The sequence below is a fragment of the Streptomyces sp. NPDC058326 genome (assembly GCF_042879855.1).
Classification (GTDB): domain Bacteria; phylum Actinomycetota; class Actinomycetes; order Streptomycetales; family Streptomycetaceae; genus Streptomyces.
Genome location: NZ_JBHVZO010000004.1, coordinates 450,873 through 464,601, shown reverse-complemented (window position 1 = coordinate 464,601; position 13,729 = coordinate 450,873). Strand labels below are relative to the sequence as shown.

Sequence of the window (13,729 nt, the reverse complement as noted above, 5' to 3'; positions counted from 1 at the left end):
GTCTCCCGCGCCTCGCGGGCTTCCCCCGCCGGGAATGACCAGCGGGGCCTGAAGCCGGCCGCCCCAAGGGCCTACACCCGCGCGGTCAGCGCCAGGATCTCCGGTGCCGCCTCCGCCAGGGACGGGAAGTGGCGATGGGCCTCGGGGTGCGGGGCTTCGGTGTTGACGGTCCACACCGTCATGCCGGCCGCGAGCCCGGACCGTACGCCGGACGGCGCGTCCTCGATCACCAGACATTCCGCCGGGTCCGCGCCCAGCTTCTCGGCGGCGGTCAGGTACGGGACCGGGGACGGCTTCCCCTCCGCCACGGAAGCCGCGTCGATGACGAGCGCGGGTATCGGAAGCCCGGTCCGCTCGAACCGGCCCCGCACCCGGTGCTCGTAGTTCGACGTCACGAGCGCCCACCGGTCCGCCGGCAGCGCGGCGAGCAGCTCGGCCGCCCCGTCGAAGGCCGCGTACGTCCCCGTACGCACGTCCTCGTCCTCCAGCTCGTGCAGGAGGGCGAGGCACTCGTCCGGATCGGCGTCCGGCGCGACGGTCGCGAAGGTCTCGACCGGCCGCGTCCGCAGCGCGACGGCGTACACCTCGTCCCCGTCGAGCCCGTACCGCGAGGCCCACGCGTGCCACACGCGGCGCTGGTTGGCGACGGCGTCCACGAGGGTGCCGTCGACGTCGAAGAGGAAGAACGTCGTGGGGATCACGCCCCGGAGGCTACGACGAGCCGTCCGGGGCGCGACCGCCCGGTACCGCGCTACGCGGTTTTCACGACACCGACGTGAACTTGGTCCCCTCGCCCGCGTACAGCGAGGTCGCCGTCTTCGTGAACGGCGTGGCCCACGCCCCCGTCCCCAGGTACACGTGCGTCCCCGCCGCCCCGTAGGCGACGAGGTCGGGCCGCCCGTCGTTGTTCGCGTCGTCGACGCCCACCAGCTGGCTGTACGCGCCCCAGCCCGTGCCGATCTTCGTCCGGGCCGCGAACGTGCCGTCGCCCTTCCCGAGGTACAGCCACAGCACGCCCGCCGTGTCGCGGGCGACGAGGTCACCGGCCGGGCCTCCGGCGAGGTTCCCGACGGCCGTCAGCTGGTTGTGGACGCCCCACCCGGAGCCGACCCTGGTGCGGGTGGCGTAGGGAGTGGTGGCGCTGCCCGTGCCCTTGTACAGCCACAGCACGCCGGAGGCGTCCGTCGCGACGAGATCGGCCCTGCCGTCGCCCGTCAGGTCGGAGCCCGCCGCGAGCTTGTCGTAGATGCCCCAGCCGGATCCGACCCGCACACGGGCCGCGAACGTGCCGTCGCCCTTGCCGAGGTAGTTCCACAGCACGCCGGTCGTGTCCCGGCCGATGAGGTCACCGGCGGCGCTGCCCGCGTTGTTCCCGGCCGCCTCGATCAGGTTGTACGTGTTCCACCCCGTACCGACCTTCACGCGCGGCTTCGCGGGCGTCACCTGACCGGCCACCGGCCAGTCGAGGGTGTCGTCCCGCCACAGCGTCCCCGACGCGTCCCGCGCGAGCAGGTCGGGCGAGCCGTTGTCGCTGAGGTCGTGCGCGTTCGCCTTCCGGGTCACCTTGAACGAGCCCGTCGCGTACCCCGGGTACCCGATGCCGTTGGTCGGCGTGAGGGTGACCTGCCAGGTGTAGTCGCCGTTCGGGGCGCTGATCCCGCCCGTCAGGCCGTCCCACGTGAGCCTCACGGGCGCCGACGGCCGCGAGAGGCGCTTGGTGAACGTCCGCCCGGTCACGTTGTGCCGCAGGGTGACGTCCACGTTCACGTTGTACCGGGAGAGCTGCCACTCCATGGGCACCAGACCGCCGTTGCGGTCGAGCTCCGCCACGGCGGGGACGGCGCTGCGGAGTACGGTCGGCGAGGTGGACGCGCCGGGCGTGCCCGCGACCAGCGAGGCCTGCGGGTAGCCGCCCTCCCCGATCTTGAACAGCCCTTCCCCGTCGGTCGACTTCCCGCCCTGGACGTAGATGCTTCCGTCGGGCGCGGTCGACGTGGACGTGAAGTGGTCGAGCAGCGGCATCGTCTCGCCGGTGAGGACGTTCTGCGCGGTCAGCGCGTACAGCGGGTCGGGGGAGGGGGCGGTGAGCCCGCCCGGCACCCCGTACAGCACCCAGTCCCCGCTGAACCCGGCGACGACACCGCCGGTGCCCGCGCCCAGGGAGATGTACTTGAAGGGCTCGTACGCGCTCCGCTTCTGCACGGCCACCCGCATGACGCCGTCCACGGTCTCCGTCCACGCGAGGTACGCCGGGCTGACGGCGCCGGTGACGGTGGCCGGGTCGAAGGGCCGGGTCGCCTGCTCCGGCGCGTGGAAGTTGCCGAGGAGGTTCGTCAGGGCGCGCCAGTACGTGGTGGTGCTGACCGCTGTCTTCCTGAACATGAGGGACACGTCGGCGCCGGAGTGCGCGACGATCCTGTAGTCGCGCGCGTAGGGGAGGTACGAGATCCTCTCCTGCTGCTGCACGCCGTTCACCCGGGTGAGCCGGTAGAGGTCCTCTCCGCCGGCCGTGTTGGGCACGGCCAGGTAAAGCGTCGATCCGGCTGCCCCGGCGACCCTGTAGTTCGTCCCGAGCGACGCGGACGGCTCGACGAAGGACGTGAACATGCTGACGCTCATGTCCCGGAGGACGAAACGATTCCCCTCGCGGGTGATGACCGTGTCCGAGCGGCTCGGGTGGGCGAGCGTCCCCGGAATGTCGGTCCTGCTGCCGTCGGACAGCCTCGTCCACGTCAGCGCGGTCCCACCCGTGCCGTCGTCCTTCGAGGTGAGGAAACCGGTCGTCCCGGCACTGACGAGCTTCTCGCCGGCCGGGAGGGTGACGGTGGTGTCCTGCGTCGCCGCCACGGCGGCCACGGCCGTCGGCGCGGCGACCAGCGCCGTCCCGCCGACGGCGGTGACGGCGAGCACGGCGGTGACGGCCACGACGAGCCGACGACCGGATCTGTGCGCGTGATTCATGGTGCGTGTCCCCCCCCAGGGATACGGGCGCGGTGTCGGCAACACCGCGCCCGTTCCTCATGATTGCGTAGAGGCCGCAGCGTACGAGACGAAGGACGACCACGTCGCGGGGGAGACGGCGAGCTGGGGGCCGTGGGGGTTCTTGGAGTCGCGGAGGTGGATGGTGGTGGGGTGGGCGGCGACTTCGAGGCAGTTGCCGCCTTCGGAGTCGCTGTAGCTCGACTTGCGCCAGTCGTAGGCGACTTCGACGCACTCGCCGCCTTCGGAGCTGCTGTAGCTGCTCTTGAACCAGGCCAGACCCGTGGTGTTCATCGTTCTCCCAGCAGTTTCTCGATCCAGGTCAGCGACTCGTGTTGCGTGAGCGCCCGCGACCGGATGATCCCATAGCGCTCGGCGTGCTGGCGGACCTCCTCCGGGTCGGTGATCAGCCGGGCGTGCCCGTAGATCTCGGTGTACGCCGTCTCCCGTCGACCCTTGGGCGTGAGCAGGGTGAAGGCGCCGTCCAGGTAGGGGTGTTCGTACCCGTCCTGGGGCATGATCTGGAAGTCGACCGTCCGTCGACGGGCCACGTCGAGGATGCGCCTCAGCTGCTCACGGTGGACATCGGGGCCGCCGAACGGCCGGAGCAGAACGGCCGCCTCCAGGACGAAGCTGATGGTGGGTGCGGGCCACTTGTCGAGCAGCACCTGACGGGAGATCCGGTCGGCCACCCGCTTCTCGACGGTCGCCTCGTCCAGCATCGGACGGCGGTCTCTGAAGAGGGACAGTGCGTAGGCGGGCGTCTGCAGAATGCCCGGCACTGCCTGCACCGCGTAGTAGTGCAGCGCCACCGCCTCCGACTCCGCCTTCGCGAAGTCCTGGAACCAGTCCGGGTGCCGTACCCGCGCCTTCGCCTGCGCCTCCCGCACATCATCGACCGCTGCCACCAGCACCCCACCCGCATGGAGCACAGGGTCCGCCCGCAACAGGAAGTCCGGCTGCGGAATCCGTACCCCCCGCTCGATCGCCGAGATCAGGTCCTCGCTGCAATGAGTGATCGTCGCCAGTTCCGCCTGGCTCAGGCCCGCGTTCTTCCGCAGCACCTTGATGATCTTCCCGAGCGCACGGAACAAGTGCGCCGTACCGTCTGCTTCCATCGGCCGTTCCGGCCGTTCCGCCTCGTTCTCCGACATCCGTACCGCCCTCTTGGCGCACCCGTACAGTGACTCAGCGTCGTCGCGTCGCTGCTGTTCAGCGTAGGGCGCACCCACCACGCTCAGGGGCATGAAGTCCGAAACAGCCACCCCAACCAGTGAGTTCACGCTCCGGCTCTCGGCGACGCGCCGGGGCGCGCGCCTCGCCCGGCTACTCGCCGTGCAGCAGCTCCACGACTGGGGCGTGACCGGTTCCGCCGCCGATGCGGCCGAGGTGGTCGTCGCCGAGCTCGCCAACAACGCGGCCCTGCACGGACGGGTCCCCGGCCGGGACTTCGAGGTGCGGATGGCTCTGGACGACGAGCACGACCACGTACGGATCGAACTCTCCGACGCGCGGGGCGAGCGCCGGCCGTTACCGTCCGCGCACCCCGACGAGGGCGGCTACGGGCTGCTGCTCGTCGCCGCCCTCGCCACCGCCTGGGGCGTGAAGGACCGCTGTCGGCAAGACGGTCTGGGCGACCGTCCCGCTGACCCGTCAGAACACGGTCTCGCCCCCCAGATAGGCCGCCAGCCGAAGGTCCTCGAAGGGAGCCCTCCAGTCGCCGGTTCCCCTGGCGAAGTAGACGTCCCCACCGGAGGTGTACCCCGCCAGATCAGCGCGGCCGTCGCGGTCGACATCGCCCACACCGACCGGAAGGAAGGGACCCCAGTTGTCACCGATCCGGCTACGGGCGGTGAAGGTGCCGTCGCCCTTGCCGAGGTAGAGCCAGAGGACACCGGCCGTGTCACGGGCGACGAGGTCTCCGGCGGCGGCGCCGCCGATGTTCCCGGTGGCGGTGATCTTGTTGTAGATGCCCCAGCCGCCGCCGATTCGGGTGCGCGTCGCGAAAGGGGCGGTGGTGGATCCTGTGCCCTTGTAGAGCCAGAGGACGCCGGTCCTGTCGGTGGCGAGCAGGTCCGGGCGGCCGTCGCCGGTGAGGTCGCTGCCACCGGTGAGCTGGTTGTAGATCTGCCAGCCGCCGCCGACGCGGACACGGGGTGCGAGCGTGCGGCCGACGCCCTGGTGGTGCCAGAGGACGCCGGTCTTGTCGCGGGCGACGATGTCGGCGTACGCGGAGCCGACGACGTTCCCGGGGGCGACGAGCTGGTCGTAGGTGTTCCAGCCCGTGCCGATCCGTACGGCGTCCTCGTCCTGCCAGGTCGGTCCCCAGCGGGTCGTGTACCCGTCGTGGACGAACAGTTCGCCCCTGTGGTTCCGTACGAGCAGGTCCGAGCTGCCGTTGTCGTCGAAGTCGTGCGAGGTGGGCTTCCGGACGACCTTGAAGGCGCCGGAGACGACGAGGTCGGGGCCGATCCCGTCGTGGGGAGTGGCCGTCATCTTCCAGGTGTAGTCGCCGTTGTACGCGGTGAGGGAGTCGCCCAGGAGGCCGTTCCACTTCACGGTGCGGCTTCCGTCGGAGAAGTGGGCCGGGACTGTCGCCCGCTTTCCGGTGGCCTTGTGGACGAGTTCGACGCGTGCGGTGGCCCCGATCCGGCTCAGAGTCCAGGACAGGGAAACCGGGGCGGGGGTCCGGTCGAAGTCGATCGTCTCGGGGACGTCCTGCTTCACCAGCTCCAGCCTCGTGGGCTCGCCGGTGCTCGCCACCAGGGTGACCACCGGCCGGGCGCCCTCGGTGCCGGGGGCGATCCGGTACAGGCCCTCGCCGTGCTCGACGGTCCCGCCCCGTGCCATCTGGACTCCGTCGGCGCCGGACACGGAGCTCGTCGTGTGGTCCAGGAGCTTGACGGTCTCACCTGTTGTGAGGGAGCGGGCGTACAGCGCGTACAGAGAGTTCGCCCGCAACGACAGGTACGGCGTCGAGAACTGCCGGTACGTCACCCAGTCACCGATCAATTCGATGGCGACGGAGGCCGTGGTGCCCAGGTCGTGGCGTACGGTCTCGTCGGTGCCCCGCCGGGTCGCGGTCACCTTCACCGTGGAGTCCGGCGACTTCTCGACCCAGGCGATGTGGGTGGCCGACAGGGTGGTGCTCCCCACTTCGCCCTCGGGCAGCTCGTACTCCTCGACGACCGCGGCTGTCGCGATGTCCACGACTGCCGCGCGATTCCGCTTCATCCCGTCCACGGTGCCCGAGTAATGGATCACGGCGCTGTCGGGCGACTCCACGTAGAGGTAGGTGATCACGGCGTCGGCCGGCAGACCGGTCACCGTCTGATCGACCAGGGCACCCTGCGGCTTGCCGACGATGTGGATGTCGGTGCCGCCGGTGGAGTTGGCCTTCTTCATGACGAGGCGGGTGCCCGCGTACCTCGCCAGGGTGTAGCCGCCGCCCAGAGGGCTGACGTCGATCTCCAGCGGCTCACCTCCCCTGGCCATGTCGTACAGCGTGAACACGCCGTCCTTCGAACCCCCCGACACGATGTCCGTCCCGTGGGCCGACGCGTACGAGCCGGGAAGGACCGTCGTGGCGCCGTCCGCATACCGCGTCCACCGGTAGGTGAGGGGTGTGTTCGTGATGCTCTGGGCGCTCAGGAAGCCCGTCGGGCCGGCGCCGGCGACCCAGGCGTCGACCGGGAACGGAGCGACGTCCTCCGTCGACTGCACGGCCGTCGTCACGGCCCCCGTCGTCGCCATGGCCGCCGGCGCCGCGCCCGTCGCCGCCCCGCCCGCCGTGACGGCGAGGGCGACGGCGACGGCGGTGGTGAGCCGGTACCGGGATGCGCGTGCTGTGGACACGTGTGTTTCCCCCAGAGGTGTGGGCATGGCGGGTGATCCGCCATGCCCACATGACTCACGAGGGAGCCGAGAAGTTGTACGCCGGTGTCAGAAGAGCTCGACGGTGCCCTCGCCCAGACCCGGGTTGTAGGGCGCCCAGCGGGACGTGAAGGGGGCGCGCCAGTCGCCCGTGCCCCGGTAGCGGTAGAGGCTGCTGTAGGAGCCGCCGCCGTTGTTGTACGCGATCAGGTCGTTCCGGCCGTCGCGGTCGGTGTCGCCGACGCCGACCAGGCTCGTGTAGGGGCCCCAGCCGCTGCCGATCCTGGTGCGGGGTGCGAAGGTGCCGTCGCCCTTGCCGAGGTACAGCCACAGCACGCCCGCCGTGTCGCGGGCGACGAGGTCTCCGGCGGCGGCGCCGCCGATGTTCCCGGTGGCGGTGAGCTGGTTGTAGATCCCCCAGCCGCCGCCGACCTTGACGCGCGTGGCGAAGGGATCGGTGGCCCTGCCCGTGGCCTTGTAGAGCCAGAGGGTGCCCGTGGTGTCGGTGGCGAGGAGGTCGGGGCGGCCGTCGCCGGTGACGTCGGAGCCGGCGGTGAGCTTGTTGTAGATGCCCCAGCCGCCGCCGATCTTCGTCCGGGGGGCGAGGCCCTTGCCGTTGCCCTGGTGGAGCCAGAGCACACCGGTCCTGTCGCGGCCGACGACGTCCCCGGCGGTCGTGCCGGTGATGTCGCCGGTGGCCGTGATCCGGTCGTACGTGTTCCAGCCCGGCCCGATGTCCATCGGGTCGAGGGCGTGGATGGTGGAGGAGCCCTCGATCTGACGGAAGTCGTACGCGCGCAGGAAGCCCGTCCCGTCCCGGGAGAGCAGGTCCGCCGAGCCGTTGTCGTCGAAGTCGTGCGGCTTCGGCGCGCGGGCGACGGTGAAGGTGCCGGTGCGGACGACGTCGGGGCCGATGCCGTTGGCGGGCTTCGCCGTCATCGTCCACGTGTACTCGCCGTTGTACGCCGGGACGCCGTTGGTGAACATTCCGTTCCAGGTGATCGGGAAGTCGGTCACTCCGGCGCGCGGGACGCCGTAGCCGCCACCTCCCCTCAGGCCTGACGCGGTGTGGGTGATGGCCAGGCTCACGCGGGTGTTGAACCGGCTGAGCGTCCATGACGCCGTCACCGCCGTGCGGTCGAGGTCGATCACGCCGCTCGGCGGGAGGGTCTCCTTCTCCACGGTGAGGGCGGTGGGCCGGCCCGCGCTCGTCACGAGGGTGGCGACCGGTGTGCCGTCGGCCCCGGGGGCGACGCGGTAGAGGCCCTCGCCGTGCTCGACCGTGCCGCCGAGGACGAGCAGGGCGCCGTCGGCGTCGGTGGTGCTGGACTGGACGTGGTCGAGGAGTGCGACCGGGTCACCGCCGGCCGACGGACGGGCGGTCAGCGCGTGCAGGGCGTCGGTGACGACGGCCGTGCCGCCGCCGTTCCTGTTGTACGTCACGTGGTCGCCGACCACGCGCAGGAGGATGCCGTCCGCGTTCCTGAGGGTGTCCAGCGGTGTCCGCTCGACCGTCGTCCCGCCCCGGCGGGCCACGGCGAGGGTCGCCTTGCCGCCTGCGGGCGTCTCGGTCCAGGCCACATGGGTCGGGGAGACGACGGTGGAGCCGGTGACCGTGTTCGGGGCGGTGTCGTACGTCTCGGCGAGCGCGCCGGTGGCGAGGTCCACCACGCTCACGTGCTTGGTGGTGACCCCGTTCACCACGCGGTAGTGGTGGAGCACGAGGGTGCCGGGCCCGTTGCTGTGGTTCAGCAGGGCGGTGGAGCCCTCGGGCAGGGCGACCTTCCGGTCGACGACCTGCCCCTCCTCCCGGGAGACCAGGTGGTATTCCCGGCCGCCTTCGGGGCGGCTCACCGACATGACGAGGGTGGAGCCGACGACCCGGTGGAGGACGTACGGGGCGGCGGTGGTGCTGAAGGCGGACGTGTCGATCACGAGGGGGTCTGCGGCCCCGCTCATGTCGGTGAGCGTGTACGCGTTCCCGTTCCGGGTGGCGACGGTGTCCGTGCCCATGGCACCCCAGTGGGTGCCGGCGGGCAGCGTGGTGGTGACGCCGTCGGAGAAGCGCGTCCAGCGGTAGACGATGGCGGCCCCGTCGGTGGCGCTCAGCATGCCGGAACGGCCGGCGCTGACGAGCTTCGAACCGGCCGGGAGCGTCAGCGTGTCCTGTTCACCGGAGGCCGCCGTGACCGCCGCCGGCGGGGTGGCCGGGGCGGCGGCGAGGGCCGGGGACGCGAGTCCGGCCGTGGTGGTGACGGCGAGCACGGCCGCGACGGCCGTGCCCAGTCGTCTCCCGGTGGTGCGCATGTGCATCAAAGGGTGTTCCTCCCCCAGTCCTGTGGGCATGGCGAGTGACCGCCATGCCCAGAGGACCGATGAGGAGGTCGAACGGTTGTACGCCGGTGTCAGGACACCGAGGTGAACTTGCTGCCCTCGCCCGCGTACAGGTTGGTCGTCATCCGGCTGAAGGGCGTGAGGGCGGAGCCGGTGGAGCGGTAGACGTACGTGCCGCCCGCCCCGTACGCGATCAGGTCCGGGCGTCCGTCGGCGTTCACGTCACCGGCGCCGACGAGCTGGGAGAAGGCACCCCAGCCGCTTCCGACCCGCACGCGGGTGGCGAAGCCGCCGGTGCCGTTGCCCTGGTAGAGCCAGAGGACGCCGGCGGTGTCGCGGGCGACGAGGTCGCCCGCGGACGAGCCGGCGATGTTCCCGACGGCGGTGAGCTGGTTGTAGATGCCCCAGCCGCCGCCGACCCGCACGCGGGTGGCGAACGGGGCCGTGGTGCTGCCCGTGCCCTTGTAGAACCAGAGCGCGCCCGAGGTGTCCGTGGCGAGGAGGTCCGCACGGCCGTCGCCCGTCAGGTCGGAGCCGCCGGTGAGCTTGGTGTAGCCGCCCCAGCCGCCGCCGATCCTCACGCGGGTGGAGAGGGTGCCGTCGCTCTTGCCGAGGTAGTGCCAGAGGTAGCCGGAGGTGTCGAGGGCGAGGAGGTCGCCGTGTGCGCTGCCGGCGATGTTGCCGACGGCTTCGATCTGCTTGTACGTGTTCCAGCCCGTGCCGACCCTGGTCCGCTTGGCGGTGGTGACCTGGCTGCCCGACGGCCAGTCGAAGAGGTCGTCCCGCCACAGGACACCAGAGGCGTCACGGGCGAGGACGTCCGTCGAGCCGTTGTCGTTGAAGTCGTGCGGATTGGCCTGGCGCGAGACCTGGACCCTCCCCGAGGCGGTCGCCGGGCTGCCGAGGCCGTCGGCCCGGGTGGCGGTGATCTGCCAGGTGTAGGCGCCGTTCGGGGCGCTGACGCCGTCCAGGAGGCCGTTCCAGGAGAAGGCGACCGTGCCGGCGGGGCCCGGCGGGGACAGGCGCTGGGTGAGCTTCCTGCCGGTGGCCGTGTGGGTGAGCGTCAGGTTCGCGGTGGCGTTGGTGCGGGACAGGGTCCACTCCATGGGGACCGTGGTGCCCGGCTTCTCCAGGTTCACCGAGGCGGGGACCTTCGAGCCGGTCACCTGGAGGGACATGACCCGGCCCGTGTCGGCGGTGAGCATGACGTCCGGGTGGCCGTCGGGGCCGGGAACGATACGGAAGATCCCGTCGCCCGCGCCGGAGAAGCCGCGTACGAGCACGGCGCCGTCCGGGGCGTGGGCGACGCTGGAGAAGTTGTCCAGGACCTTGTACGGGGCGGCGGTGGCGTCGGTGAGGCTCCGCGCGTACAGCGGGCTCGGCGGCTCGCCGGCGGTCGTGCCCGGGACGCCGTACAGGAGGATGTCCCCGACGATGCCGGCGACCACGACGCCGCTCATGGAGCTGTCCATGACGAACCGCTTGGAGCCCGCGGCGATCACGACGCCCTCGTCCTCCGGGTACTGGACCCATGCCTGATGGGCGGTGGTGTAGGCGCCCGTCGAGCTCTGGGTCCACCGGTAGGTGCCGTACGAGCCCTCCCAGTCGATGACGCTGTTGCTGAGGGCGCTGGTGGTCGCCCTCCACCACGAGGGCCTGTAGGCGCTGGCCGGCGTGGACCGCGTCATCTCGGTGCCCAGGACGATCAGGTTGTTTCCGTCGGATGCGACGACCTTGTAGTCCGTGTTGCGGGTGCGGGACGACAGCTTCGACTTCTGGGAGACGCCGTTGACCTTGGCGAGCTTCCACAGCTCGCGGTAGCCGTCGGTGTTGGGGACCGAGACGCTCACGTAGAGGTTCCCGCCGACGGCGCCGACCAGCTCCGACGACGCCCTGAACTCGGAGTACAGGTCGATGTACGTGGAGAAGGACGCGCCCGACCTCATGTCCCGCAGCCAGACCGCACCGCCGCTGCTCGTCACGACGATGTCGGAGTTGCTGTCGTGGACCCTGGTGCTCAGGCCCGTGCTGACGGGCACGATCGAACCGTCGGAGTACTTGTGCCATTCCAGGACGGTGTTGCCCTCCTCGTCGTGCCGGGACGTGAGGTAGCCGGTCGTGCCGGTACTGACGACCTCGGCGTCGAGGGGCAGGTTCGCCTCGGCGGCCGTGGCCGGAACGGCCGCCGGGACGGCCGCGAAGGCCGGGGCGGTGACGAGGGTCCCCGTCACCGCGGTGACGGTGGTGACCGCGAGGACGGCGGTGACGGCGGCGGCGAGACGACGAGTGGATGAAAGGTGCACGGTGTGAATTCCCCCCAGGCCAAACGGGCGTGGCGATCGCCACGCCCGTTTGGACTCATGATCGGCGCCAGGGGTTGTACGCCCGGCTCGAACAGCTGGGCGGTTCAGGAGAGCGGGCCGTACGCGTCGGCGCCACCGTCATCGGGGTCGTCGGCGGGCCGGGACCGCCCCGGCCCTCAACCGCGCTCCACCACACCCCGCACGTACGCCGCCTGCCCCGCGTGCTGGAGGTCGTCCGCGATCACCGACACCAGCCGGACACCGAGGGTGACCGGCGGGTCCCAGGTGGTGTCGACGACCCGGTCGAGGTCCGCGTTCGTGACCGTGCCGACGAGCTCCTCCGTACGGGCGTGCACGGCGTCGTGGTAGCCGAGCAGCAGCTCGGCCGGGGCGCGGACCTTTCCGGCCTGGGCGCGCGACTGTCCGTAGCCGGTCGCCGCCGGGGGGAACGGGAGCCCGAAGCGGTCCCGCCAGCCGTCCGTGTCCCACAGCTGGTCCCTGCCGAAGGCGCCCGCGAGGTGGTCGTCCTGGATGCGGGTGAGGTGCCAGACGAGCCAGGCGATCGAGTTGGCGCCGGGATCGACGCGTACGGCGAGCTGCTCCTCGGTGAGGCCGTCCACGGCCTCGTGGACGGCCTCACGGATCCGGCCGAACGAGTCGGCCAGCAGACCGGCGCTGTTCATGGGGGACTCCTCACTGCGACGACTGTCGGAATCTACGACGGATCCGGGTCGGCGGGAGGAGGCGCACCGGCGGACCTGCGACGGATCCCCCGAAGTCAGGCCCCGCGAGCCCGGCCTGATCGACAAGACACCCCCTAGGACCGCTTCCTCCTCCGCCACGCCTCCACCGCCGCCTCCACGTCGAACGGCCTCAGGTGCAGCGGCGGCCCGGCGGGCGGGCGGAGCAGGGCTTCGGCGATCTTGGTGTTGATCTCTCCGAGGATCCGGCGGACCTGGCTCTCCGAGACGGCCGCGGCCGCCGCCGCCTCCGCGTCCTCGGCCTCCTTGCGCAGGGCGAGGGAGGGCGGCAGCACGGACGCGCCCTCGCGGTGCATCTTGCCCTTGATCCACCACAGCTCGTCGTAGGGGGCCGAGTCGTCGGGCAGGGGCTTGCCGAAGCCCGCCAGGCTCCGGAACTCACCTCGTTCCGCGGCCTCGCGGATCTGCTTGTCCACGAACGACTCGAAGCTGACACCGGGCGGCTTCCGTTCGGTCATGTGTCCAGACTACGTAAGTCGCGGCGCCCGGGTGTGGTGTTCACGGTCTACTGCGGCACGCGATCTTCCGGCACGCTGTGGTCCGTTCAACGCGCGTCAACTCTTGTCCCGTCTCGGTACCCGGAGGATGCATGCGTGCCCGGATCACCCCCCTCGGCACCCTGCTCGCGCTCGTCGCGGGCCTGCTCACCGCGCTCGTCACCACCACCCCCGCCCAGGCCGCGCCCGCCTTCAAGGCGCCCTACCCCTGCGGCCAGACCTGGACCTACAGCCACCACTCGGCCGAGGTCCGCCAGGCCCTCGACTTCATCCGCTCCGACGGCGGCACGACGGCCGGCACCCCGGTCCTCGCCTCGGCGTCCGGCACCGCCTACCGCTACTCGCAGCCGTCCGGTGCGGGCAACTACATCGTGATCGACCACGGCGGCGGCTGGAAGACGTACTACTTCCACCTCAACGCGTACTCGGTGGCCCACGGCACCCAGGTCGCCCAGGGCCGGCAGATCGGCACCACCGGCAGCACGGGCAACAGCTCCGGCGCCCACATCCACTACGAGCAGCTGTACAACGGCGTCGGCCAGCCGATCGTGATCAACGGAGCCTCCCTCGCCCCCTATCCGGGCTCCTACGGCTCCAAGTCCCTGACCAGCGACAACGGGTGCTCGGGCGGGGGCGGCGGAAAGTACTGGGTCGACACCTTCGCCAACGCCACCGGCTACGCCCAGGCGAACACCACCTCCCCGCAGGGAGTCCTGAACGCCGGCACCAACTACGTCTACTGCAAGGTCTGGGGCCAGGAGATCCGCGACGCCTCCGGCAACTACAACCACTGGTGGCTGAGGACCGACCTCGACACCGTCTACGCCGGGAAGAACGGATACGGGGCGTACGTCTCCGCCTACTACCTGTCCCGCTGGGGCAACGACGAGGCCCGCGACAACAACGGGACGGTCATCCCGAACTGCTGAGAACCCCGAAGGGGCCCCGGGCCCCGGGGAGTCCTGAGCCCGCCGGCCCCGCA

At 71.1% G+C, this 13,729-nt stretch carries 10 protein-coding genes and 1 pseudogene; 2 read left to right on the top strand and 9 right to left on the bottom strand.

Features of this window, described 5'->3' with window-relative positions; translation table 11 throughout:
- Window positions 1-71: 71 nt before the first annotated feature.
- The 4 genes from ACFVYX_RS10865 to ACFVYX_RS10850 all read right to left on the bottom strand — a co-directional run bounded on the left by ACFVYX_RS10865 (window position 72) and on the right by ACFVYX_RS10850 (window position 4,097).
- The gene (locus tag ACFVYX_RS10865; RefSeq protein WP_389680983.1) at window positions 72-701 is read right to left on the bottom strand and encodes an HAD family hydrolase; all 630 of its coding nucleotides are present in this window, start codon (window positions 699-701) and stop codon (window positions 72-74) included.
- 61 nt (window positions 702-762) lie between these two features.
- Window positions 763-2,961, bottom strand: a complete 2,199-nt coding sequence (locus tag ACFVYX_RS10860; protein WP_389680982.1) for an FG-GAP repeat domain-containing protein — start codon at window positions 2,959-2,961, stop codon at window positions 763-765.
- A gap of 57 nt (window positions 2,962-3,018) precedes the next feature.
- A complete protein-coding gene (locus tag ACFVYX_RS10855; protein WP_389680981.1) occupies window positions 3,019-3,273 on the bottom strand; it encodes a DUF397 domain-containing protein in 255 nt (84 codons plus the stop codon).
- On the bottom strand, window positions 3,270-4,097 hold the full coding sequence (locus ACFVYX_RS10850; RefSeq protein WP_389680980.1) for a Scr1 family TA system antitoxin-like transcriptional regulator: 828 nt from the start codon (window positions 4,095-4,097) through the stop codon (window positions 3,270-3,272). Before ACFVYX_RS10850 ends, ACFVYX_RS10855 begins: the two co-directional genes overlap by 4 nt.
- Window positions 4,098-4,224: 127 nt before the next feature.
- Between ACFVYX_RS10850 and ACFVYX_RS10845 the strand changes: the two are divergent.
- Window positions 4,225-4,660 (top strand): annotated as a pseudogene (locus tag ACFVYX_RS10845) (ATP-binding protein).
- Here the strand turns inward: ACFVYX_RS10845 and ACFVYX_RS10840 are convergent.
- The 5 genes from ACFVYX_RS10840 to ACFVYX_RS10820 form a co-directional block, all read right to left on the bottom strand.
- On the bottom strand, window positions 4,633-6,834 hold the full coding sequence (locus ACFVYX_RS10840; RefSeq protein WP_389680979.1) for an FG-GAP repeat domain-containing protein: 2,202 nt from the start codon (window positions 6,832-6,834) through the stop codon (window positions 4,633-4,635). The pseudogene ACFVYX_RS10845 and the gene ACFVYX_RS10840 overlap by 28 nt on opposite strands.
- An 87-nt stretch (window positions 6,835-6,921) precedes the next feature.
- A complete protein-coding gene (locus ACFVYX_RS10835; RefSeq protein WP_389680978.1) occupies window positions 6,922-9,165 on the bottom strand; it encodes an FG-GAP repeat domain-containing protein in 2,244 nt (747 codons plus the stop codon).
- Window positions 9,166-9,257: 92 nt separating this feature from the next.
- Window positions 9,258-11,489 (bottom strand): FG-GAP-like repeat-containing protein, encoded by a 2,232-nt coding sequence (locus ACFVYX_RS10830; RefSeq protein ID WP_389680977.1) that lies wholly within the window; start codon window positions 11,487-11,489, stop codon window positions 9,258-9,260.
- 176 nt (window positions 11,490-11,665) lie between these two features.
- Window positions 11,666-12,172, bottom strand: coding sequence for a DUF664 domain-containing protein (locus ACFVYX_RS10825; protein WP_389680976.1), 507 nt, complete (start codon window positions 12,170-12,172; stop codon window positions 11,666-11,668).
- Window positions 12,173-12,306: 134 nt separating this feature from the next.
- On the bottom strand, window positions 12,307-12,708 hold the full coding sequence (locus tag ACFVYX_RS10820; RefSeq protein WP_389680975.1) for a DUF1992 domain-containing protein: 402 nt from the start codon (window positions 12,706-12,708) through the stop codon (window positions 12,307-12,309).
- A 131-nt stretch (window positions 12,709-12,839) separates the two neighbouring features.
- Here ACFVYX_RS10820 and ACFVYX_RS10815 point away from each other — a divergent pair, with 131 nt between their 5' ends.
- The gene (locus tag ACFVYX_RS10815; RefSeq protein WP_389680974.1) at window positions 12,840-13,676 is read left to right on the top strand and encodes a M23 family metallopeptidase; all 837 of its coding nucleotides are present in this window, start codon (window positions 12,840-12,842) and stop codon (window positions 13,674-13,676) included.
- Window positions 13,677-13,729 lie beyond the last annotated feature (53 nt).

Bases quoted from the DNA above. Each gene is read 5' to 3' on its own strand.
- ACFVYX_RS10860 (WP_389680982.1), bottom strand. From the start codon at position 2,961: ATGAATCACGCGCACAGATCCGGTCGTCGGCTCGTCGTGGCCGTCACC.
- ACFVYX_RS10855 (WP_389680981.1), bottom strand. From the start codon at position 3,273: ATGAACACCACGGGTCTGGCCTGGTTCAAGAGCAGCTACAGCAGCTCC.
- ACFVYX_RS10850 (WP_389680980.1), bottom strand. From the start codon at position 4,097: ATGGAAGCAGACGGTACGGCGCACTTGTTCCGTGCGCTCGGGAAGATC.
- ACFVYX_RS10835 (WP_389680978.1), bottom strand. From the start codon at position 9,165: ATGCACATGCGCACCACCGGGAGACGACTGGGCACGGCCGTCGCGGCC.
- ACFVYX_RS10825 (WP_389680976.1), bottom strand. From the start codon at position 12,172: ATGAACAGCGCCGGTCTGCTGGCCGACTCGTTCGGCCGGATCCGTGAG.
- ACFVYX_RS10820 (WP_389680975.1), bottom strand. From the start codon at position 12,708: ATGACCGAACGGAAGCCGCCCGGTGTCAGCTTCGAGTCGTTCGTGGAC.
- ACFVYX_RS10815 (WP_389680974.1), top strand. From the start codon at position 12,840: ATGCGTGCCCGGATCACCCCCCTCGGCACCCTGCTCGCGCTCGTCGCG.